We start from the raw sequence: 22,333 nt of genomic DNA on the forward strand, positions 1-22,333 counted from the left end.
ATCAAATAAGTTCGAGAATTTCGACTCCTGCAGGAAAATTCTCGCGATCTATATCGACAATATAGTCAGAAAAAGCGCGAGCGGGTGGCAAATTATCCAAACGGCTGTCGATCGGATGGATTTGATTATCTATACTGCGCCCAATTTTTATTCGATCGAACAAAATATGAGCTGGAGCATTGCCAAGTGCATTTTCGTGTTTAAAAACAATCAGCTTTCGTGTCGCCATTTCACCCCGAGCGGCTGAGCGGTCATGTTCAAACATATTTTTGAGTGCATCAAATAAAAGTTGAAGGTCTTGTTCTGAAAAGCCAGTACGTTCAGCAAATTTAGCAGAAATAAAACCGTGCGCGACATATAGACCATAAGGCACGATATGCTTCCGTCCCATAGTCCGATTATCAGATCGACTGTTTGAATCGTCGCCTTCAGACCCTTTTTTCTTTTCAGCTTCATTTGTTGCAGCCATGCGGGTAATTGTAATTTCAAGAGGTAAAATCGGTTCCACTGAGCGCGCAAAACTCATTTGCACAGGGCCCTTCACTTGACCACAATTCACCCCCGTAGCCATAACGGCACCGAAACACCGCACATCAAAAAAATTGCGGCACATGAAGTCGGTTAATTTTTTTGCTTCACCATCATTTTCAGGATTTAACTTTCCACCTTTACCACTTTTCAGATCATCGCCCCGAATGGCTGTATAGGCTTCCCTATTTTTATTATTGAGGATGGCGCCTTCCTCAACGTAAATATGAAAGCCTTCCTCTGCATGACGAGCAAGATCGACATAGTTTCGTATTTTGCGTTTCAAGCTTACATCAGTAACCAGCCCGCGGTTAGTTTCAGGATCAACGCGCGGCAAATTACCCGCATCAGGGTCACCATTCGGATTGCCGTTCACTACATCAAAAACAAGTGCAAAGTCATAACGATTAGTTATTACAGTCATATTTCTTACTCTTCTGAGATGGCGGTATTGTTCGCCTTTTTGAAAAATTCACTACGCTGGTGGTAGTAACCAAGACCAAAAAGCGCTTGATCTTGAGCTGCTAATGATGTCGGGAATGGATCCGCATCTGGCCGCATTTTCTCCATGATAGAGGCAACTGTCTTTTCTAGTACAATGCGGAATCCAGGTTTCTCTTTACCAATTTTAGAAAGATGATTTGCAGAACCCTTGTCTAAAACGGGAAACACCTTTCGGGGCTGGGCTGAGGCAGATCCGTAGAATTTATCCTTAATCGTTGCATTCACCTTGCTGCCTAGCGCGGCTGTCTGGATTTGTTCATAAACAGCAAATAACCGGCCAAGTAGATAGCCTTTGTTTATGTTATCGGGATCAAGTGCCACAGGCACATCCTTCCTATTAAAATTACGAACTAACAAAGCTTTGAGAATACCGACGCGCAATCCATTAACTTGGCCATCTGCACGAATACGTCTAATGACTGAAGACATAAGAGTAAGCGGATAGGAAGATCCTGTCAGTATTGAGCGAAACCATTCACCAGCCAAATTAGGCACAATATTCTCACGTTTTCCCAAGACTGCGGTTTCTAAAAGATAACGCGATAAAGGAGGATATTCTTCGCGGGGTGGCGGCTCAATACGCATATCAGATACAAATCTTTGATAATTACGTATCAAATCACAAAAGTTATCAGAATAGAAGAATCGTACTGAAAGGCGCGCCGCATTAGGGGCTAATCCCAGAATGTAGAAATGGACGCCCTTAGCAAGTTCAGGCTCTACCAGCTCAATTGGCTCTCCTCTTCGCAAGCGCGCGAGTGTTTCTCGGAGCCGGTTTGTGGAGATTTCTTCTTTTTGATGTAGATCGTCGATATCAATAGATGTGTAAAATAAACTTTCTGCATCTTCTGCGGCTTGTTTATCCCCCGCATCTGCCCAGAACACGGTAGATGCATCCCCTATCTGAAGACGATGATGGCTACCACGATCAAGGAAATAATTAAGCATTGTCGTATAGGCAAAAACTGCAGCTTCCGAAGTAGGCGCATTTCTACCTTGCTTATGTCCATAGGAGGTAAAGGATTCAAGATTAAAAGAAATAAGCGTCGCCCCTGAAGATTGGGCGCCCCATACGCCTTTAATAGACGGATGAAGTCGAACAATATTACCAGCCTCACCGGTAACTAGACAAATATCATTTTTCTTCTCGTCTTCAGAAAAAATTCTACTCCATAATAATTTTGCCGCATCACTATCGTGCAAATAAATATTTTTTAAACGATTACTCTCTAACGCAAAAACAACGTTTTGGTCTTTCATCTCGTCCAGCCAAACAGGGCCAGTAAAATACTCAGGACGCCAACCTTCAAGAAAGAGTCGAAAGGCGCGTAACCCAGCATCGGTTGAATCACCAATAGCGTTTATATGTTTTTCAACAAAAGCACGGTGTTCATCTTCCGTGCGTTTTGCTTCTTTCGCCGTTATTCCAAGGACATAGGATGTTTTATCCCACAAAAAGTTGGATGTAATATTAGCCGCCCGTTTTACAGAATGGGGAACAAACATTTTTCTGGGGATTCGTTTTTTCCCGTCTTCCACTCGTAGATCAACGACATGTGCAACAGTGCCATCGTCATTAAGCGAGATAACATAACTGATCTGTTCAGCAGAATAGCCAAATGGAGGGGTGTCTGGAAAACGTTTATAGGCCTCCACTAGAGAGGCTATCACACTCATCGTCTCACCTCCGGCGAGTTAGGGGATGGAATTTTTACGATGCCCTGTTCCATTATAGCTCGAAAAAACATGGGCGGGTGGCCCGCTTTTGCATGGTCAATATCGAAAAGCATAAATCCGAGATCCTGATCGACTGGAATCGCCGTTGGTATTTGCTCGGAATCGTCAAGGAGCTTAAAATATGCAGCAAATTCTCGTACTCCGAGACATGGTTGATGAAAGCATTGACCTCGCACAGCCCGACGTTTAAAAATATCGAGATGCTTTCCTTCATTATCTTCCTTTCCAGCCTTGTTTGTCAGCACGAAATGAGCTTCAATTACATAGGCTGGAGCGACTAAAATAGCAGAGGCGCGCTGTTGGCGATCCTTATCAACGAGTAGATTTAGTCCTTCTAGATGGCCGCGTTTTATTGCAGATTTTACTTTATTCGGGGATATCTTGCTACCGACCTCATTACGCCGGATATTTTGAAATCGGATCGGTTTCAAAACATGGATCGCATCAATTATCCAGCGAATAGCAGGCTTCCAGTGAATTGCTTCCAGAATGCCACGCGCAGCAGAGGGAGTCATAACGTCGTATGAAACTCTTTCTACTTTAAATTCTGGTCTAGTAAAGCAAGCATTATTGCCCCAAACACTAAGTCGAATCCCGTAAGACATCGTGCCTCCGCATGATAAAACATTTTTATTATATATTAAAAATTAATTTATTTTTAATTGAATTATATATTTAAATTAGCATGTCATCTACTGACAGATGATCATAATTCTCCCAAATTAATCCAACATCTTCTTGGTAAAAATCATTTTTTTGCAGTATTGCAAACTGATCTCCACGTAACTCAGGTTCTTCAAAACGAGCCTGTCCGTTTTGGATCAACGCATCTCTATCTTTAGGTGAAATCTGAACGATATACCCTTGTAACTCTCGTGCGATTTTGCTCGACGGAATATTTTTTACCCGCAAACTCTCTACCGCTTTTTTAGCCTTATCTTCGATAGCAACAATGACAGGCGCCATTCCGTTTTCGATCATTCGAAAATCTGTTCCTACTTGACGATAGGCAAAATCTGTTGCGCTTTTACTTAGAATAAAACGATCAAGGATTTTCTTTTCGTCAAGCCCATCAGCCAGCCGCCAATATACTTCACGGAAATAATCCTCGACAGCCATAGGGCTTGCCATATTCTCATGGTTCCCGATTATTCTTCCCATATCCCCGATCAGGTCTTTTATTTCCCTAGGCGGGGGATAATCAGGGGAAGTAAATACGGTTACAAGGCTATCTTCTTTTTTTCGTTTGCCTTCTCGATTAACACGTCCAGCAGTTTGAATAATCTGATCCAACCCCGCTTCTGCGCGGAAACCGACAGGAAAATCAACATCAACACCGGCCTCGATAAGACTAGTAGAAATCAATCTGCAAGGCTGCCCTATTTCAAGCCGGTTTCGTATATCAGCAAGAATACGGCGACGATGAACAGCGTAATGCCGTGTAGTCAGATGAACCAATCCATCGATATCCGCCTCTTTCGCTAAATTATAGAGTTCTAAAGCATGACGACGGCTATTAACCACTATTAAAATTTGCGAATTTACCCTCAACGCCTCAACCAATGCGGAGTTGTCCATTATGCCACCATACTTAACCTGATTCCTAGCTAATTTACCCGCAAGATGCAGGGGATCAGGAGCCAGTTCCCGCCCTTCAATTGGCAAACCATTCTCAAAACCAGGACGCCTACCAAGCATCGGTTGCGTGGCTGTACAAAGAACTATAGTGCAACCATAGTGACTTGCCAGTTCATCAAGAACCCGCATGATGGGCAACAGAAGATGCCGAGGCAGCGTTTGCGCTTCATCCAGAATAATTATAGAGCCAGCAATGTGGTGTAGCTTTCGAGCGCGAGAAGAACGTGCAGAAAAAAGGCTTTCAAACAGTTGTATGGTGGTTGTCACAACGACTGGCGCGATCCAGTCTTCGGTAGCGAGTTTTAATTTATCTTTCTGCTCTGTATTTTTGGTACCAGATATTTCTATATCCATCGCTGCGTGATGTTCAAGAACATATTCATCCCCCAAAACAGAACGAAAAATTGCAGATGTTTGGTCAATGATAGAGGTAAAGGGAATAGCATATATAATACGTCTGTGACCGTGCTGTTTCGCATGATCCAGTGCGAAGCCCAGAGACGCCAACGTTTTGCCACCACCTGTTGGAACGGTCAGAGTAAACAGACCTGCCGCATGATTGGCCCCCTGACGGACATAACTTAAAATATCAGAGCGGAGCTGATTTAGTTCACCTTTCTTAGGTAGACTTGCTATATATTTTTCAAAGCGAGTGATAAAAGGATCAATGAGTTCGTTAAGCTGCGGCCATTCCCGATTAGGTAATATTTGACCAATTTTCGCATAAAAAGCTTCCGTGTCTTTAAAATCTGCGTCAACCAGACACGAAAAAATCATACGCCCCATGAACGCATAAGAAAACGCAATTTCTTTTAGCCCGCCCGAAAATTGTTTGACCATTTCTGGGGACAGATCAGAAACCTCTGGTTTGAGATCTTTTTTCCATACGAGATCTAATTGAGATGATTGTAATATCCGCTGATTGTAGCAGGTTTTAGTTTCGTTAGATCGGTCTGGCAGACCAGTATGATGGCCAAGTATGGCGTAACTAATGAGTTCTGCCATACCTTTGTTACGTCCCTTGGTAATATTTAAAAGCTCAATAGCCCCTGCTGTTGAATGATCGACAGCAATATTATCACCTTCCAAACGCTTCTGAAACGCAGTGCAATATTTCCCAAGATCATGGAAAAGACCCGCAACGAATGCAGCCTGTTGAAGGCCAAAAGGACGGGCCATCTCGGCCGCTAGTTTGGCTGTAGAAAAAGCGTGGTCTGGTATTGTTTGCCAATCGCTTTTGTCTAAATGGCCCCCGCTATGTGCATAATATGTTGTCATCTTCTTCTTACCAAGAGCAATGATTTTTTATTATTATATTTCTTTAATATTATCCTAATTTAAAAAAATTTGAAATAACACTGAATAATTAAATCGAATGCTATTCAATATAGATGAATAATTTACCAAGTTGGTATAACAGAAGGCCTCTTTTGGAACTATCTCACGCTGAAAAGCGTCTTCTCTTGGGACATTTATAATTCCAAACGTCTATAGGCAGTTTTGCTCAAAAAGAAATCAGGTAGCTTTATTTCTATATCTTTCTCGTACCGAAAGGCTGATCCAGTCAACAGGTAACAGAAAGGATAAAAAGTCATTTAATGGATATTCTCTGATCCTTTGTACCAACTGTTCTTCAAAATTATTTTAATCAAATTTTCTTTACAAGCTCGTTTCCACAACTCCCTGCTATAGCCACATCAAGGGCAATCTGAAGGACAGGAAAAAAGAAGACAGAGGTTTTGAGAAACAAGCTTGATTTTTCGACAAAATATGGTCAAGAAAAAAGAAACGAGGGTGCATAAATATGCATAGCGTGAAAATCTGACTATTTGATCAAATAAAGCCGTTCTCAGGCTATATCCATGGCATTTATAGCCTGTCTGCATAAGACCAGAAAATGCATAAAAAACGACATCTCTACGCCGAGGGCTTGGATGGGACTACCACTCCAAACAGGTCAAAATCACTTTTCGCAGAATCCTGACGAGATCGTCTCTGAAGATGGGTTTTAAGAACTTCCTTTTCGCCCCAAAAAAAGATACCGGCAACGATTCATAAGAGGATCTGGATTGCCGCATCCTTTTTCATTCTCTCAATTCTTTCTCAATCGCTAGGGCTTCTGCACTACCTACAATCCATGCCAGTAAGATAGACAAGAAACGCCTCTCAATTGACTATTTCCACATGGATAGCTTCAACCACATACGTCCCAAAATGATTACCAACTATATCCTATGCTGACTTGTGCGTTACGACGTTCTCCGTAGTAGCAATATTCTCCATCCGAACCATAAGCAAAGCAGTTTGAAATATAATGCCGATCAAAAAGATTGCGGACACTTGCCGATATTTTCCACCTATAGAGAGAGTGAGATAGGTTCGAAAGATCATAGCTAACGGATCCATCGAACAGCACATATTGTGGAAGCCATACACTTCCATAAGTTGCTTCACCACCATAGGTTTTTGCGGAATAACGCATACCTCCTCCAAAGCCGAACCCTTTCAAAGGGCCTGAAGGCATAGTGTAGAAAGCGAACAGAGAAGCATTACCTTTGCCCGACTGGATCAATGGCTTTCCGGTCGAATCATCCTTGACCTTTTGGAAGCTGACAGCAGCCGTTAACATAAGATTGCGCCATGCTTTCGCATGGACTTCGAATTCAAACCCATCAGAATGAACCAACCCACTCTGTACATTGTAGCCTGTATTGGCAACGGAAACGAGGACGTTACTCTGCTCGATATGGAAACCAGCAGCAGTAAGTAAAATAGAAGTACCGGGAATTTGGTATTTCAAACCACCTTCAAGCTGTTTACCAATGGAAGGATTAGCTTGGTGCAACGTAGTACCACCATCATTGGAAACAGTACCTGATTGCGGCTGGAAAGAGGTTGAGTAACTGATATAAGGTGCGAGTCCAAAATCGAAATGGTAAAGACCAGAGGCGCGCCATGTTATCTGTCTTGATCTCTGATGAGTATCAGAAGGGGTAAGATACTCGACCTGATGAGACCGATACCAGTCATTGCGAATACTGCCTGTAATAATAAGACGATTCCAGCGAATTTCATCCTGACCATAAATCCCTATCTGATGTAATTTTGTCAGATAGTTCAGATAAGGCGTCATATCTGGAATGGTCATATGATAGTCAGGGTGCAAGACATCAAGGTCGGGTGCATCGCCGTAGGCTTCAGCATCCTTTGCTTTCTGCTGCATATAGTCAAAACCGAACATTAGAACATGCTGAAACGGCCCCGTACGGACGTGCCCCTTGAACTGACTATCGAATGCCAGATTGTAAGTATGTTCCTGTGTACCATATGCAGAACGAGATAACATCTCGCCGCTGCTTCCATCATCGCTATCATAATAGCCATTATTATACACACTGCGGTAGATGGTTTTAATATCATCATACCGTCCACGCGTGCTGAAGCTCCAGTCGTCGTTAAAGCGGTGGTTAAAGATATAGGTGATGGCACCTTGCTTGCGATTGAATTTTTCCGTAGACGCATCTCCGTCATAAAAATTACGTGGAAGATAGCCATATGATGCACGCTTGAGAGACCCGACCAAAGGGACACCACCATAGGAACCACTCTCAGGATCATACTGATAGTTACCCAAAAGGGTAATTGTTGTTGGCCCATCCCCCCCAATGTGAGAGACGGACTTATGCTAAAACGTCTACTACCTGTCTTACTAAGTTGGGTGTGCTGACCATTCACCGTTCCATAAATCCGATAGCGGACAAGGCCGTCCTTCGTCACAAAACCACCAATATCGGCATCAACGCGATAGAGATCAAACATCCCACCGGTTGCATTCACGCTACCATAAAACCTTTGATTGGTTGGGAGTTTGCTTGATTGGGCTGTTAATCCACCAGGACTAGATTGACCATACAGCGCAGAGGCTGGCCCTTTGAGTAGTTCGACACGTTCAAGACGCGAGGTATCAGTCTGGGCAACCGCAAAACCTGTTGGACTGTCCTGAAGTTTTAACCCATCAAGAAATGTTGGTACAGTAAAGCCTCGCAGATCAAAGAGGTCATAACGCGTACCTTCCCCACCACGGGTATCTGCCGTAACACCAGCCGCGTAACGCACAGCTTGGTTAAGATTTAATACGCCTCGGGCATCCATTTCATCACGGGTAATGACAGTGACAGACTGAGCCGTTTCTACAAGGGGCGTATTTGTCTTCGTTGCGGAAGAGGCCATGGTTGAACTTTTACGACCCCAGACTTCAAGCTGCTTGGTATCCATGACCAGAGCTTCAGCTTGACTGCCACTGCCACCGGACTAATTAGATGTAGTCGTTCCAGTTTTCTGAAGACTCGCGTTCTTTTTCTCCTTATCGGCTGCAATTGCCCTGTCATTTAAGGCAAACAAGAAAAGGATTGTGTAGATGATCCTGCTGCGCGGCATACTCAACTCATTCTGTAGCCAGTTTTTCCTGTAGGAGGAAAACTGGTCAATATTACTATTAATAATGAGAATTAATTGCACTCATAATTAATAGCATCAAGCTACGAACTCTTTCTTGGCCCAAACACAAAGAAATTCAGCCTGATCGCCGATATTCTCGATAAACTCTAAGCAGGAGATCATCATAAAAATCTGTTTTCAGATGGTCAGAAGAAAAAAAACCGCAAGCAAGTAACGAGGGGATAGCGCGGACGTTTTACGGGTAGAATGGCCTTGATTAGCTGGACCGCAACGCACTTGGGACAACGCCGAAGGTGCGATGAAACATCGTACTGAAACTTCCGGCATTCTCGTATCCGAGATCATAAGCGACTTTAGCAATTGGCTGACCAGATGCTATACGGGATGCAGCTTCAATCACCCTTACCCGACGACGCCACGCGGCAAACCCCATTCCTATTTCCAGTTGAAAGAGGCGAGTGAATGTGCGACGAGCCATGCCTGCTTCCCTTGCCCAATAATCGATATCGTGGCAATCTCCGGGTTGGGCTATAATTGCATCGCACACACGGCGTAACCGGCGATCTGACGGAAAAAGTAAGCGTTCGGCGATCCGAGGCGCACGTTCTATTTCATCTATCAGAAGCCGTGCTATGGTCGACATGCGGGTATTCATCATGAAAGCAAATTGCATGGCAATGATCTCGTCCACTAGACCCTGCATCAAAGAAGACACATCAAATATCTTGCATGACAGATCATCATTCGTGAGACATTGATCAACATAGATAACCTGAAACACCAAATCAGTGCGACATGTCGCTTCATGAAGCGTGTTTGCAGGAATCCACATGCCCTGACTTGGGCCAAGTACAAAACTACTATTATGCGTGTTAACTGTAACAGTTCCAGTCTGAAATACGGAGAGTTGTCCCCGGTCATGGGTATGGAACCCATCCACAAAACCGCCAACATAGCAATCCGCAAAGCCGACAACGGGTGGAGGATGATGCGGCAGATCAGCCGTGCGCTTCATAATGCTACGTTCACAAAGAGGGAAAGAAATAGCCCATACATCACTTGATTGTCCATCACTTTGACAAAATTGCCCTCCGCGCCCCTAAGCGTATAAGCTTAGAACCTATTAATTTGTTAAATTGAGTGGCGATCAGTAATCATAAAAGGGTAAACTGTAAGTAGCGTATTTTTGCTATGTACGCCAGATTGCTCCCGATTTTATCGGGTAGGAGGATTAACTGCCTTTGAGTGGATTATAATTATAATCCAGTATTTTTTATGATAGCCACAATCAAGAATATGGATTCCCTTTATTCACAAAACTTAGAGCATATTTTTACGAGTGGCTTTAGCTATAAAGTCAAAAATTCTTGGACGATATCTGGCTTTTTGTTGATTAGATTCAATAACACTTTTGATGCACCATTAGGTTTGCGCCGTTTATGTTCCCAGCCAATTAACGTATGTTTTGAAACACCAATATTTTGAGCAAATTGAGATTGAGATAACCCAGTCCGTTTCCGTATAGCAGAAACATCTAAATCTTTTACTTCGACTTTATGGATACGAAAGTCAGAATCTGGAAGATCTCCTTTAGCATGTGCAATCGCTTCAGTAAGACCCTGCTTGATGTCATCGACTAAGTTAAAACCTTCCATGATATAATTCCTTTATTCATCAGCTAATTAAATGAAGATATTAGTATTTTGCTAAGAGCAATAAGTTCTTTCTTCTCATTAGAAGAGATATTGTCTTTTTCACTTTTGGCATATACGGTTAATAAATAGACAGGCATATGTTCTCCTCCGAAAACCAGAATAATTCGAAATCCTCCACTCTTCCCGCTACCCTCTCGGGGTATTCTAACTTTTCTTAATCCTCCACCAAGAGAAACGCCTGCATTCGGATGAGAAGCTATATAATTTATAGCATTTTCTATTTCGCTCTCCGTCATAATCTGTTGGGATCGTTTTATAAAAAGCGGTGTCTGAGCGATCGTGTACAAAGCCATTATAACAATATATAATACAATGGACTATAATTCAATGTATTATATACAATCTGTCAGAAACAGGTGTTTTCTGATCGTTCCTAAATATTTAGTCTAATAGCTCGGATTTATTAGGCAAAGTTAGACGAAAATCTATGTCGATATAAAAAGAGCGCCGATAATTGGCGCTCTATGTTTTTCGACATACCTTATAAAATATATGGTGCTATATTTGCATTACTACTTGTTAGATCATAACAGCTGAGCGATGATCTGTTTGTTTTTGAGCTTTTAGGGTCAAAGAAGCGATCATGCCGGAACGGGTCTCGCCTGACTTTTTGGCCAAGAGATCAAGGCGTTTAAGAACTCTTTCAGGTAAAGTAATGTTTACCCGCTTTACTCTATCACTCAACAAAGCGGGATCTATATTGATAAAGCCGAAAGACCATCCTTTATAATCAGGGTCTTTATATAAATCCGAGATAGAACTAGGTTCAGGAATAGCTTGATCGCTATCTAATGTGGCATCGATCCAAGCGGATGCCGCTTCTTCAGCATTGGCAATAGCTTCATCCATCGTATCACCAGCTGAGAAGCAACCGGGTAAATCCGGAACGACAATACCAAAAGCCGTAGATTTCGTGTCTGGCTCTATAGCAACAGGATAACGCATAAACTTCTCCTATAATCCGGCTTGCTTACGGATAGCCCGAACAAGCCCAACACCAAGTTCCTTTTTAGGATGTGGTATCGTGATATGATGAGAGTAATGGGGATGTCTGAAAACATGGTGAGAACCACGTGTTCGATCGAGTATCCATCCTGCTTTTTCAACTTCTTTGATCATATCACGACTCTTCATATTGTGTATAATACACATTTATTGAGCCGATGTAATCGCTATAATTTGGTTTTTAACGATTAGCTTTTTATTACATTTCGATAATGCGAATTGTTAGAAGTTGGGTAACTCCCTGAAAATTCCAATTTCTTCTTCGCCGAGCCTGTGAGCGGAGCGAACAGTACCGCAGGTGAGGTAGGAGAGCCGCTGCTAGGCTGTTGATCAAGGTTTCATCTGTCTGGTTTTGATGAGGAGGTCAGCGATACTTTCGAGTGAGAGGGTCATTAATCCGGCTTGTTTACGTTTTTGTCGGTGGTTGAGGATGGTAGAGATTTGATCAGGTCTGTAGCCACGGTTTGAGAGGGTAGCGACGTCAGGGTTATTGTCAGGTTTATCAGGTTTAGTTTCAGAATAACGCTGCGGTGCACCTGCGGTAGCAGGAGTGCGCCGCTCTGCTTGATCATGTTCAGTTTTAGAATGGGGAGAAGAGTTATAAGATAAATAACAATAACGGGATAGAGTATCAGAATTGAACTCGCGCTCATTCGTCCTAATTTGGGGCGTTTTCGTCGTCTCATTGGATGGTTTTTGAGACGATGCTTTATCCTCGTCTAAAACAGCCTCTAAGGGCTGTTTATCCCCTTCTGATTGTTCTTCTTTTTCGATAGCCGCGCCTAGCCGTTTAAGCGTTTCTGCCAGCTCACTGGACGTCTCTTTCTTGCCTGCTTGACTGGCCGGATATTGAGCCCGCTGTCGAGCAAATATCTCGTCAACCCATTCGTCAGTGGGCAGACTATCGACCATCTCTTCAGTAGCGGCGTGATCCGCCTCTATATGACAGGCGGTATCATCGGGCACAGGGATATTCTTACGACGCATCACCCGATTGAAAGTCTCTCTTGCTATTTCCGGCCATGAGGCAGGCGACAAAAAGCCATAGGCATTGCTGACCTGTTTCCGGCGTGGCCCTGCCCCCTCGGTATCCAATTTTACCGAGCGTCTGATCCAGCGAATAAAACCACAATCGCGCATGTCTTTGAGCGCCCTGATAATCGTTGCTCTGGCACAGCCCACTCGCTCACAAAGAAACTCTATCGAAGGGTCTAACCGCCCTGTCTTATAGTCGACCAATCGAAACATGATTTTCAAAATACGGACGGCCAAAGGCCCCAGCGATTTAGTTTGAACCGAATACTGATCGATAGCCTCCAGATAGGCCCCGATCTCTTGCGGATTGACCGGCTTCCAGACTAAATGCTCCCGTTCACCGACTTCATAAGAGTCCCGATGCACCGGATCGCGCATCGCCTTTCGCCTTGCTCGCAAACGAATGCCGCTGCGCTCTAACGGATCACGAAAACGCGCTTCTGCTGTCTTGCGCGCAATGTCAGCCGCATCAATTTTGGATACCCCTTGAGCGATCAACTGCTGACAATATTCAACCTCGCTAAAGGGATTTTTAGCCGCCTGTTTGCGCTCGTGATAGGTTTTATGAGCCAGCTGTGCAGCCGTAGCGCCGTCTACCCCTGAATCCTGTAATTCCCGCATGAATTTATAAGCATCGAAAGGCTCTACTGGCGCCACTCTCGCCTCAGAAAGCGTTACAGAACGAGCCTCAGTATCAACCGTTATTTTAGAGGCGGGTATATCAGGTTCTGCCTGAGCACGCGCCTGTTTGTGCTCCTCTGCGGCCTGTTCCGTTAATTCTTTTGCATGGGCATAGGACATGCCCGTCTGAACCAGCATAGTCCGATAAGTGCCACGCTTGAAACGGCCCAGTCTGTCCACGAAAGGATTATCTTCAAAGGATGAAGAAGGCGCAGAAGTAGTCACAGAAGCAGAAGAGGCAGTCATGGCAAGGGCTCCGGTCTCGGACACAAAAAAACCACAGCGAAGATTCTCCGCTGTGGCAGATCTGAAATTGAGATAGAAAAATGAGGAAAGGGGGCGCTGGTTCTGATCACGGAACAAGCTTCCGGCTCATCGCCCGATCATTGACGATTTCATTAATCAGAATACGAATAGAATTTTCAGGATGGCCTTTCCGCGACCGGCTGACCGCAAGCTTGGCCTTCTTGATGTCGTATTTCTGGCCTTTCAGATCCCGATAAGCCTCGGCAATCTGCTCATCCAGACCTGCCTTTTCTTCTTCAAGGCTGATAATAGATTGGAGCTTTTCAGTCAGCTCTTCGGTCGCATGAATTGAACTCATAAGACAGTCTCTCCGATGAGAAGATAAGGGGTTGCCGAAAAGGCCTCGACCAGAAACCCAAGATTGAAACTGCTGGAAACAGAACAGGTCTTTTCCAAATAGGAAAGGCTGAAAAAACAAGGGGTCATAAGGACGAGCCAAAATTTTCAATGAAGCCCGCCAAGCCTTCATTCGCCTTAGTCGCTGAACGTTTGATAGCCTCCAGATGACTTAATATTTCAGTATTAAATCTTATAAATTCATCTTTTGAGACATTTCCTAGCAAGGTATAAGAACGGGTCTCTTCCGCTCGGCGAATACCTTCCAAACGATCCATAAGAAGGCGAAGACCGCATTCCATCTGCCCCATATAAAGATATAGGGCGTTGCTAATCTTCTGCTTGAATGTGCTGATCTCGTCATCGACCAAGGAGGGCATATTTTCGGCTGTTTTAATTGTCATTGATCTTACTCTTCACCAAAAGTGAAACCGGCAGCCCCAATGAAAGACGAGCTACGGCTGTCTTGTTAGTGCTAGATTTTAAAAAGATTTTTAGAGATTGACGGCCAGTTATTTGAGAACAAGGCGCATGATTATTGCCTATTAAATCAAATAGTTGGGAAGATAACTTCCCTATATCTGTTCTTTTATCTGGAGTTTTTTTTACCATTACTAAAAACAAATTAGTTTAATTTGAGCATTCGACAGAAAGACATCATACAAATAATGACTGTCTTTTTGATTTTTTTGACCTATAAATGGACAGAGAATCATAGCATGCTCATTGAAGTAATTGTATATTACACTTCAATACCATCAATTATATTAAACACAACTTTTTTTTCAATTTTTTAGACTTCAGTTGTAAATTTTGATTGTATTTTTGATGCCTAAAATTTTTTTGTGCATTAAAATTGATGATTATGACAAGAATGGCAGCAGAAGAATTCCAAAGACTCGAGGCCATGCGCCAGTCTATGCGTAGAGAGCGGTGCTTACGCAACTGGACAGCTGCACGTTTAGCGCAAGAAGCTTGTAAATCTGCAAAAAACCGTGGGGTAGATTTACATCTGAAACAACAGTCGATTTCTGCGTTAGAACTGGGAAGATTAAAAAGCATTCCATACTGGATTGAGTATGTTAATGCATCTTTCTTAGACAACCCAATCAATGAGGTCTCGTCTGTATCTATTGCTGGTTTGGAAACCTCAAAAGAATTAAAAACCGAAGAAATTACCCAAAAAAATCATAATATTACTAAAAATTGCTCAAAAAAAATAAAGATACCTGACCAACAGGCTTTAAGAAACTTGCTATTAGGACTGCTTATTCCAGTTGAGACAGATGTCTCTCTGGAATCAAAGCATCAAATTGCGAATGTATTAGCAAAACACTTACCAAAAGGCTTAGAACAAATAAGCCTATTTCAGTAAGCTAATTAATATTCATGGTGAGCTCTCCTGAAAAAGCTGTTTCAAAAATGAGAACTGTTGAAAAATTCCGTAAGTGGATTTTTGAAGAACGACAGCTGCGAGGCTGGAGTCGAACAAAACTCGCTGAAGAAGCGCGCAATACTGCGAAACAAAGAAACGTCGAAAGTAATCTTAAGCAGCAATCAATTTCTGCCTTTGAGCTTGGGCAAATTAAGAGCATTCCGTCATGGATGCCTTATGTAATGGCTGCATTTGAGAATAACCCTATCTCTCCGACGATGAACTCCATTACCTTAACAAAATGTAATGCATCAAAAAATGTAGGCCTTCCTGAAGAAAAAGATCTTAGAAAATTGTTTCTGGGTCTTTTAACTCCAGTGGAAGAGGACATAACTCCTCAATTAAAACGAAAAATTGCTAGCATTTTAGCTCAGCGTCTTCCAAAAGGCTTAGAACAAATAAACCTATTTCAATAATGTCCTTTTGGTATAAATGGATATTATGACGCAGACCAGTATCTCAAAAATTGACGAAATACGTACATGGATAAGAAATGAGCGTAAACGTATAAACTGGACGGCAGCAAAGTTAGCTGACGAAGCAAAACAGGTGGCTGCACGTCATGGCGTTAAATTAAACTTACAACAGCAATCCATTTCCTTGTTTGAAAATGGAAAAATAAAATCGATACCTCTGTGGCTAAATTATGTAAAAGCGGCTTTATTGGAACAGACTAAGCTATCAGATTTTGTAGTATCTAAACCTTCTGTAACAAAAGAAGAAAAAAAATTAAATTTTTCGGATGAAATAATATCAGAAGACGATGATAAAAATAGGATTGTTTACAAAGATATTCTTCCAAGCGAGGATAAACTCAAAGATTTATTTTTGAGTTTATTAGTTCCTTTGGATGTAAATTTTAGCGATTCATGGTCGCTTAAACAAAATATTGCATCTTCGCTGGCAAAAAAATTTCCGGTCGCGTTATCTCACCCTTTGCTTTACAACGAATAGGTCAGATGGATAACTTAACGGATTTAGATAGACTCCGCGAGTTTGTTCGAGAGTCTCGGATAAAAAGGGGATGGAGTGCACAAAAGCTAGCCGATATGGTTTCTAAGGAAGCCGAAAAACGGGGTGCCATTTTCACCACTACGCAACAATCTATTTCTCGCTTTGAAAATGGGATAGTAAAACGGGAACCCTCTTGGTTACAATTTGCCTTGTTCGCATTCGAAGCAAATGCTGTTCCAGCACCAGCTCCTCCACCCGATTTCTTTTAATTAAATTAAGAAGCAAAAGACCTTTTATTTCTAACAGCAGCAATTCCCTGTGAAATTGATATTCAGCCTTCTGTTTTTCCTATTTTAATAACAGGCTGTATCTTTAAATTATCTCGCCCTGCTAACCGAATATTATATAAGAAGTGTTAGGTTATATGATACGTAAATACGTATATAGCTAAATACGCATTTACGTATAATTTCCCAAAGCTCATAAATGATAGAGATAGTCACCGAGCTGACCTCTGCTTTTAAATTCCATAACAGTGTAACCAGTGACAATAACTCAAGCGAAAGCCTCATATGGAATCAAATGGTTTCCGATAGGCAGATAGTTTGTATTGATTAACCGGAAGCTTCTACCGCAATAATTAAGCAGACTAGGTCAGTTATCTTACCACGACTTCTTTCGTGCCATAAAACGTAACAACGTCAATAGCTATTAACTTAAATACGTATTTAGCTATATACGCTAAAACGTATCTATATTCATAAAAAACCTTTATTTTAGGCGTTATAGATAAGTGCCTAATTGAAAATAGATGAGTATTTCGGCCTAATGGCATCCTCAATAAAGAAGAGATAAGACACTCTACGCCTGTAATGGCGTAGAGATTTTAGTTAAGCGATCAAGGGCAATCCCCAAAGATCGGTCATTAAAAATTCGGTCTTTACGCAAGGCCGCATCAGCACCCCCTCGCCAAGAACGTAATCCCTTACGTAAAGCTGGCACATTAGGTTCTATATTTTCGCGGGTTAACAACCAGTCAACTGTAGCCAGAAGTTCCATCCCAAAGGGAGACTCAAAACCATCAATAAGCATGGCAGCAGATTCTAACGCTTGCCTATAAGGCTTGGCCTCACTTTTTAAATAAGCCTGTAAATCGTCTTTGCGCTTATCAACAAATAAAATAACATCCAGCGGATCGCTATCGCTGATACGTTTATCAGAATGAAGATAGCTGCCATCTAGACTATTCAACAAGTAGTTTAGCTGATGAGTATAAGGGCCATATTTATGTGGCTGAAAATCTAAATTCAGTGGATTATTATCTGGAGAATGCTGTTCAATAGCTCTCTGAAGAAACCAAGCCAGCTTTTGAATTTCAAGCAAACTACATTCTATACCCATTACCCAGTATCGACGCACTAGTTCAGCGATTAAGGCTCGCGCAGGCGTTAATTTTTCTACGCCCGTCCTCTTAGCCACGTTTTGGTATTGGATAGTCGGCTCAAATACAAAAATATCAATATCGAGATCACGTAAGGCTAGCTCGATCTGTTCACGAACCTCTTTCCATGGCAGCCCTCCATTGCCAGCGCCCAAAGGTGGAATAGCAATAGATTTTATATTCTTTTCGATCAGGATACGCCGTAGATCCTGCAAGCCTTTTATAATCCATTCTATTTGTGACGGATTACGCCAATGCTGCTTAGTCGGAAAGTTCACAATCCAGCGGGTTTCTCCTAGCTCATAGACTGGAGTAACGAACATCTTACCGATTTGAACTTCCTTAGCCTTACACGCAGCAGAATACAGGCGGAAGTTCTCGTGGAAGCGCTCTTTAAACATGAGCGCAATACCCTTCCCCATCACTCCGACGGTGTTAACGGTATTAACAAGAGCCTCGACTGTAGCTTCTAGTAAATTGCCTTGCGTGAATATAATCATCAGAAATACCATTCCGGTCGGGCGTAGTTGTCTACTTAAATACGTATTTAGCTATATGCGTTGATACGTATTGCGAAAAAGCCTTTATTTTAATTATCTCGATCGCCATCATGTGAATGGTATGAAGGTAACGCATCTGCCTCGCTTATCAATATGAGGCACAACTGACAGATTTTTTATGTCTAAAATTTACCTAATAATGTCTAACCGATGGTTAGCAATATTATTTCAAGAATGTTTTTTCAGACCCTTTGCGTTCAATGCCAGCCGAAACCCGCGATAAATTTGCCCCCCGATTTTTACGCATCGGAATATGACGCAAGACAGGTCATAAATGCCTGTATTTAGGCCTATAAAGCGGACAATCTAACAAAATATTCTGCCCCACCCAACGCATTTCAACGCAGAACTCCACATTTAAGTCAATTCGAGATTTTTGGCAACATTAGACAAATTTTACCGCTATTTCTTGACCAAGGACACTCTGATTTAATCAGCGATTTTGATGTCATCTCTCCAGTCAGTCTGGCTTGATAGCATAATACAAACTTTCAGAGTTAGAACATTGGGGTGCTTTGTTAGTTCGTTGTCGCGGGATTATATTCAGCTTTCAAAGGTTTGTCGTTGAGCTAATTGGCTTAGCGGATAGCAGAAAGTTAATTAGATAAAATTTACGTAAACACGTAAATAGCTACATACGTATTTACGTAATATTTTTAGAGCTAAGCTAGAACTAAAAATGGCCTACTTCCTAAAAGATTCAACTTTTGATAGCTAAATCAGCTCCTAGCTCGCGGGCAATCTCGATGAATAAAACTATTGGCACATAAGGATTCTTCCACGTCCCTATAGAACGGGAATCCTTGCCCTTTACGCTCCAAGGGCGACTACGTGACTGCAATTCGTGCCATGCCAATTCAGAAAGATTATTCTTAGAAGGCTCTATATCAAAAGGCGTGTAGTCTAACGTAAGTCTTGGCTTTCTTTTGGGATTCCCGTTTTTAAAACGCTCCATAAGTGCAAAACGCTTTACCTTTTTACGGGTACCATCATCCTTTTTTATCCATTCGTCCTGAAAGTTCGTAGCCCAGCCAAGATTTTCAAATTCCTCTTTGTGTTCAGAAACGACATCTTCGATGGTTTCTAAATCTTTACGGCTAAATTATGAGGACGAATAGGCCGGTGTTTGAGCTGGCAAGGCCGAAACTTCTAGTGTGGTGCTACCTTCGCTTCTTGCGCGGAGTTCGTAAACTTCGTCAGCGTTATCACTGACAAGATTGGTTATATCGCCTTGTAGCAGAGCAAAGATATGCTTGCAGGGCTTACCGCCCCTACGTTTGCAAGAGGGGCAAGAACAAAAGATCTTAAAAGACGAACCTTCGCCTTCTGCAATTATACGATAAGGCGACTTAGCCGAACCTTGAATGTAAAATATTAAAGCGTCTTCCATTAAGTGTTCCAAAAAATTTTAAAGTAAAAACATTTTAATTTTTTACAAAATAAGATAAAATTTTTAAAAATAAAAATGAATCATATTAATAACAGGGGATATTTATGTCTAATAACAAAGACGAAGGAAATGAATTATTTATTGGTATTGTTCATAAAATTGGATATGAAAATACAAAAATCGTTGAAAAGATTCAAAGCGAATTAAAAAATTATGGATACGAAACTACAGATATTCATATCACTCATTTTTTAAAAAAAATTCAAAAATTGAATCTAAAAGAATTTCCTCTCGAGACAAGAATAAAATCTTATATAGAAGCATGTAATAATCTTAGAAAAGTTACTGATCATAATATAATGGCAAAACTTGCTATACATAAAATAAATCAAGATAGGGAAAATAATAAATTTATTAAAAAAGCTTATATTATAAATCAAATAAAAAGACCCGAAGAAACTGATTTTTTAAGAAAAATTTATGGAGAAAACTATATACAAATTGCTTTTTACGAGGCGGAAGAACAAAGATTTGATAAATTAACAAAAACTATATCAAATTCTCATCCAGAAGACCCAAAAAGCTCAAAATGGAAAATCGAGGCAAGAGAATTAATAGCAATAGATGAATCTGAAGAAGGAGAGGAAAACGGACAAAGAGTTCGCGAAGCATTTCCCTTATCAGATGTAGTTCTTGATGCAACAGATGATAAAATATTATTTAGAGATTTAAATAGATTTTTGAGAATAATATTTGGGGATTTTTCAGTAACGCCTACAGAAGAAGAATACGGTATGGAAATGGCATTAACAGCCTCCAGAAGATCTTCTGATTTATCTAGACAAGTCGGAGCTGCCATTTTCAATTCACATATGGAGATACAGGCTCTGGGATGTAATGAAGTCCCCAAAGCGGGAGGAGGAACCTATTGGGAAAAAAATCAAGGAATAGATGGGAGAGATTTTGCCCTAGGTTTTGATTCGAATGAAAAACGTAAACGTGCAGTAGTTATGGATTTATTTAATAAACTCAAAGGTGAAGGTTTTTTAAGCAAAGATTTTGAGGAAGCAGATCCCGATTGGCTTGAAGACAAAATTTTTAATACAAAGACAATTAAAGAATCGCAAATAATGGATTCGTTAGAATATGGAAGATCTGTACATGCAGAAATGAATGCTATTACCGATGCGGCGAGAGGAGGCCATGCAATTAGGAATGGTATTATGTACACGAATACGTTCCCATGTCATAATTGTGCAAAGCACATCATAGCTTCAGGAATAGAAGAAGTTATTTATATTAAGCCTTATCCTAAAAGCTATGCAAAAGAATTATTTTATGATTCTATTCAAATAGATCCAGATCATATTTGCCAAGATAATAAAAAAGTCGTTTTTAGACAATTTATAGGTATCGTTGGAGAAATATATACAAAATTATTCACAAAAATTCGGTGGAAAGATAAGGAGGGATATGCTCAAATTTTTGAAAAATCAGAACCAAAACTTGTCCTTGGAAAAAGTTATCTTTCTTATAAAGAAGAAGAAGAAAAAATAATAAAAGAAACTGAAGATAATTTAAAACGACTTGGGCTTTTAAAAAATTCATAAATACTTTTTATATTTACAAAAAATTTCTTTAAATTTTAATCTCCTTAAAATAATAATATAATAGAAAATATCGTGAAATATCGGGATAATTAACTACCTAATATAGAAATATTATCCCGATATCTACTTTGATATTTCTTAATCAGAAATCATTCTAGGGCCTGTTAGATCTTAAATTTTTTTACATAAAAGGGATGGAAGACGGAATCGTTACCGGTATTTTTACGGATGAGACATGGTCGATCTGGGAACCTCTAATTGAGGCAGTTCGCCCGAAGGGTAAGACACCACCCCATGATCTGCGTCGCACGATATCGGCGATATTCTGGCGACATGAGAATGGTGCGAAATGGCGGAGCATTCCCGCTGAATTGGGTCCGTGGTGGCGGGCAGCGCAGCTTTTCATCCGCTGGGCGAAACTTGGCGTATGGGACCGCCTGTTGAAACGGGTTCAGGAACAACAGGGAGTGGCACTCGGAATGACTTTTCTGGATGGTACGAACATCAGGGCTCACCATAAGGCGGCAGGAGCCCAAAAAAAGGGGATTCTTTCGAAGAGCGAGACCATCGTGAAGCACTTGGCCGCTCTCGCGGGGGCTATGGCACGAAAGTCTGTGTAATTGCTGATGGACACGGAAAAGGAATTGATTTCGCTCTTGCGTCTGGACAGGCTCATGAACTGCCAATGGCGCCAGTCATGCTTGAACATCTCCCCTCTGTTCCCATGTGGGTCGTAGCTGACAAAGGCTATGCTTCGGATGCTTTCCGTGAACGGATCTGGGACATCGGGGCTCGACCAGCCATTCCTGCAAAACGACGTGATGCGTCGGTCGCCTGCCCTAAATGGGCTTATCGTTGCCGGCATCTTGTTGAAAACCTCTGGGCTCGCCTCAAAGAGTGGCGCGCTGTCGCTACCAGATATGAAAAAACAGCAACCTGCTTCCTCGCGGTTATCCACATCGCTGCCGCTGCAGACTGGATCAAGATCTAACAGAACCTA

At 41.7% G+C, this 22,333-nt stretch carries 21 protein-coding genes and 2 pseudogenes; 6 read left to right on the forward strand and 17 right to left on the reverse strand.

The window, feature by feature from the left end; all coding sequences use genetic code 11:
- Position 1: 1 nt before the first annotated feature.
- The 14 genes and pseudogenes from cas7c to ZYMOP_RS08960 form a co-directional block, all read right to left on the reverse strand.
- Positions 2-952 carry a type I-C CRISPR-associated protein Cas7/Csd2 gene (cas7c, locus tag ZYMOP_RS08900; protein WP_013945608.1) on the reverse strand — a complete coding sequence of 317 codons (951 nt, stop codon included), beginning with the start codon at positions 950-952 and terminating at the stop codon, positions 2-4.
- A 5-nt stretch (positions 953-957) separates the two neighbouring features.
- Positions 958-2,709: a type I-C CRISPR-associated protein Cas8c/Csd1 gene (cas8c, locus tag ZYMOP_RS08905; protein WP_013945609.1), complete on the reverse strand. Its 1,752-nt coding sequence runs from the start codon at positions 2,707-2,709 to the stop codon at positions 958-960.
- Positions 2,706-3,374 (reverse strand): type I-C CRISPR-associated protein Cas5c, encoded by a 669-nt coding sequence (gene cas5c / locus ZYMOP_RS08910; RefSeq protein WP_013945610.1) that lies wholly within the window; start codon positions 3,372-3,374, stop codon positions 2,706-2,708. Before cas5c ends, cas8c begins: the two co-directional genes overlap by 4 nt.
- Positions 3,375-3,444: 70 nt before the next feature.
- Entirely contained in the window at positions 3,445-5,685 is a 2,241-nt protein-coding gene (locus ZYMOP_RS08915; RefSeq protein ID WP_013945611.1) for a CRISPR-associated helicase/endonuclease Cas3, read from the reverse strand.
- Between the two features lie 940 nt (positions 5,686-6,625).
- Positions 6,626-8,664: pseudogene (locus ZYMOP_RS08920) on the reverse strand (TonB-dependent siderophore receptor); the annotation flags it as partial.
- 457 nt (positions 8,665-9,121) lie between these two features.
- The gene (locus tag ZYMOP_RS09600) at positions 9,122-9,508 is read right to left on the reverse strand and encodes a helix-turn-helix domain-containing protein (protein ID WP_252507467.1); all 387 of its coding nucleotides are present in this window, start codon (positions 9,506-9,508) and stop codon (positions 9,122-9,124) included.
- Between the two features lie 123 nt (positions 9,509-9,631).
- Positions 9,632-9,880, reverse strand: a pseudogene (locus ZYMOP_RS09605) (AraC family ligand binding domain-containing protein); the annotation flags it as partial.
- A gap of 334 nt (positions 9,881-10,214) precedes the next feature.
- Complete coding sequence (locus ZYMOP_RS08930; RefSeq protein WP_013945613.1) at positions 10,215-10,520, reverse strand: helix-turn-helix domain-containing protein; 306 nt, start codon at positions 10,518-10,520, stop codon at positions 10,215-10,217.
- Positions 10,521-10,543: 23 nt separating this feature from the next.
- Positions 10,544-10,816: a type II toxin-antitoxin system RelE/ParE family toxin gene (locus tag ZYMOP_RS08935; RefSeq protein ID WP_252507464.1), complete on the reverse strand. Its 273-nt coding sequence runs from the start codon at positions 10,814-10,816 to the stop codon at positions 10,544-10,546.
- A gap of 283 nt (positions 10,817-11,099) precedes the next feature.
- Positions 11,100-11,525 carry a type II toxin-antitoxin system HicB family antitoxin gene (locus tag ZYMOP_RS08940; protein ID WP_013945615.1) on the reverse strand — a complete coding sequence of 142 codons (426 nt, stop codon included), beginning with the start codon at positions 11,523-11,525 and terminating at the stop codon, positions 11,100-11,102.
- 9 nt (positions 11,526-11,534) lie between these two features.
- A complete protein-coding gene (locus ZYMOP_RS08945; RefSeq protein WP_174260313.1) occupies positions 11,535-11,732 on the reverse strand; it encodes a type II toxin-antitoxin system HicA family toxin in 198 nt (65 codons plus the stop codon).
- 183 nt (positions 11,733-11,915) lie between these two features.
- The gene (locus ZYMOP_RS08950; RefSeq protein WP_013945617.1) at positions 11,916-13,547 is read right to left on the reverse strand and encodes a helix-turn-helix domain-containing protein; all 1,632 of its coding nucleotides are present in this window, start codon (positions 13,545-13,547) and stop codon (positions 11,916-11,918) included.
- A 106-nt stretch (positions 13,548-13,653) separates the two neighbouring features.
- Positions 13,654-13,905 (reverse strand): GapR family DNA-binding domain-containing protein, encoded by a 252-nt coding sequence (locus ZYMOP_RS08955; protein ID WP_013945618.1) that lies wholly within the window; start codon positions 13,903-13,905, stop codon positions 13,654-13,656.
- A 124-nt stretch (positions 13,906-14,029) separates the two neighbouring features.
- Complete coding sequence (locus tag ZYMOP_RS08960) at positions 14,030-14,347, reverse strand: hypothetical protein (RefSeq protein WP_013945619.1); 318 nt, start codon at positions 14,345-14,347, stop codon at positions 14,030-14,032.
- Between the two features lie 470 nt (positions 14,348-14,817).
- On the opposite strand from ZYMOP_RS08960, the gene ZYMOP_RS08965 reads away from it, so the two are divergent.
- The 4 genes from ZYMOP_RS08965 to ZYMOP_RS08980 are packed head-to-tail and all read left to right on the forward strand — an operon-like array spanning position 14,818 to position 16,601.
- Positions 14,818-15,318 carry a hypothetical protein gene (locus ZYMOP_RS08965; protein WP_252507465.1) on the forward strand — a complete coding sequence of 167 codons (501 nt, stop codon included), beginning with the start codon at positions 14,818-14,820 and terminating at the stop codon, positions 15,316-15,318.
- Positions 15,319-15,332: 14 nt separating this feature from the next.
- Entirely contained in the window at positions 15,333-15,794 is a 462-nt protein-coding gene (locus ZYMOP_RS08970; RefSeq protein ID WP_013945621.1) for a helix-turn-helix domain-containing protein, read from the forward strand.
- 25 nt (positions 15,795-15,819) lie between these two features.
- On the forward strand, positions 15,820-16,332 hold the full coding sequence (locus ZYMOP_RS08975; protein ID WP_041582306.1) for a hypothetical protein: 513 nt from the start codon (positions 15,820-15,822) through the stop codon (positions 16,330-16,332).
- A gap of 5 nt (positions 16,333-16,337) precedes the next feature.
- Positions 16,338-16,601, forward strand: coding sequence for a helix-turn-helix domain-containing protein (locus ZYMOP_RS08980; RefSeq protein WP_013945623.1), 264 nt, complete (start codon positions 16,338-16,340; stop codon positions 16,599-16,601).
- Positions 16,602-17,193: 592 nt separating this feature from the next.
- Here ZYMOP_RS08980 and darG read toward each other — a convergent pair.
- The 3 genes from darG to ZYMOP_RS09705 form a co-directional block, all read right to left on the reverse strand.
- The gene (darG, locus tag ZYMOP_RS08985; RefSeq protein ID WP_013945624.1) at positions 17,194-18,273 is read right to left on the reverse strand and encodes a type II toxin-antitoxin system antitoxin DNA ADP-ribosyl glycohydrolase DarG; all 1,080 of its coding nucleotides are present in this window, start codon (positions 18,271-18,273) and stop codon (positions 17,194-17,196) included.
- 760 nt (positions 18,274-19,033) lie between these two features.
- Positions 19,034-19,288: a hypothetical protein gene (locus ZYMOP_RS08990; RefSeq protein ID WP_013945625.1), complete on the reverse strand. Its 255-nt coding sequence runs from the start codon at positions 19,286-19,288 to the stop codon at positions 19,034-19,036.
- Positions 19,289-19,435: 147 nt separating this feature from the next.
- A complete protein-coding gene (locus tag ZYMOP_RS09705; protein WP_013945626.1) occupies positions 19,436-19,723 on the reverse strand; it encodes an SWIM zinc finger family protein in 288 nt (95 codons plus the stop codon).
- 104 nt (positions 19,724-19,827) lie between these two features.
- Here ZYMOP_RS09705 and ZYMOP_RS08995 point away from each other — a divergent pair, with 104 nt between their 5' ends.
- Together ZYMOP_RS08995 and ZYMOP_RS09365 are read left to right on the forward strand one after the other, a co-directional pair.
- Positions 19,828-21,333, forward strand: a complete 1,506-nt coding sequence (locus ZYMOP_RS08995) for an anti-phage dCTP deaminase (protein WP_013945627.1) — start codon at positions 19,828-19,830, stop codon at positions 21,331-21,333.
- Between the two features lie 194 nt (positions 21,334-21,527).
- Positions 21,528-22,324, forward strand: a protein-coding gene (locus tag ZYMOP_RS09365; RefSeq protein ID WP_252507399.1) for an IS5 family transposase whose coding sequence is annotated in 2 segments (ribosomal slippage) — positions 21,528-21,867 and positions 21,867-22,324 — 798 coding nt in all. Because the reading frame shifts where the segments join, the coding sequence is not laid out codon by codon here.
- Positions 22,325-22,333: the final 9 nt, after the last annotated feature.

It is taken from the genome of Zymomonas mobilis subsp. pomaceae ATCC 29192 (assembly GCF_000218875.1).
Taxonomy (GTDB): Bacteria; Pseudomonadota; Alphaproteobacteria; order Sphingomonadales; family Sphingomonadaceae; genus Zymomonas; species Zymomonas pomaceae.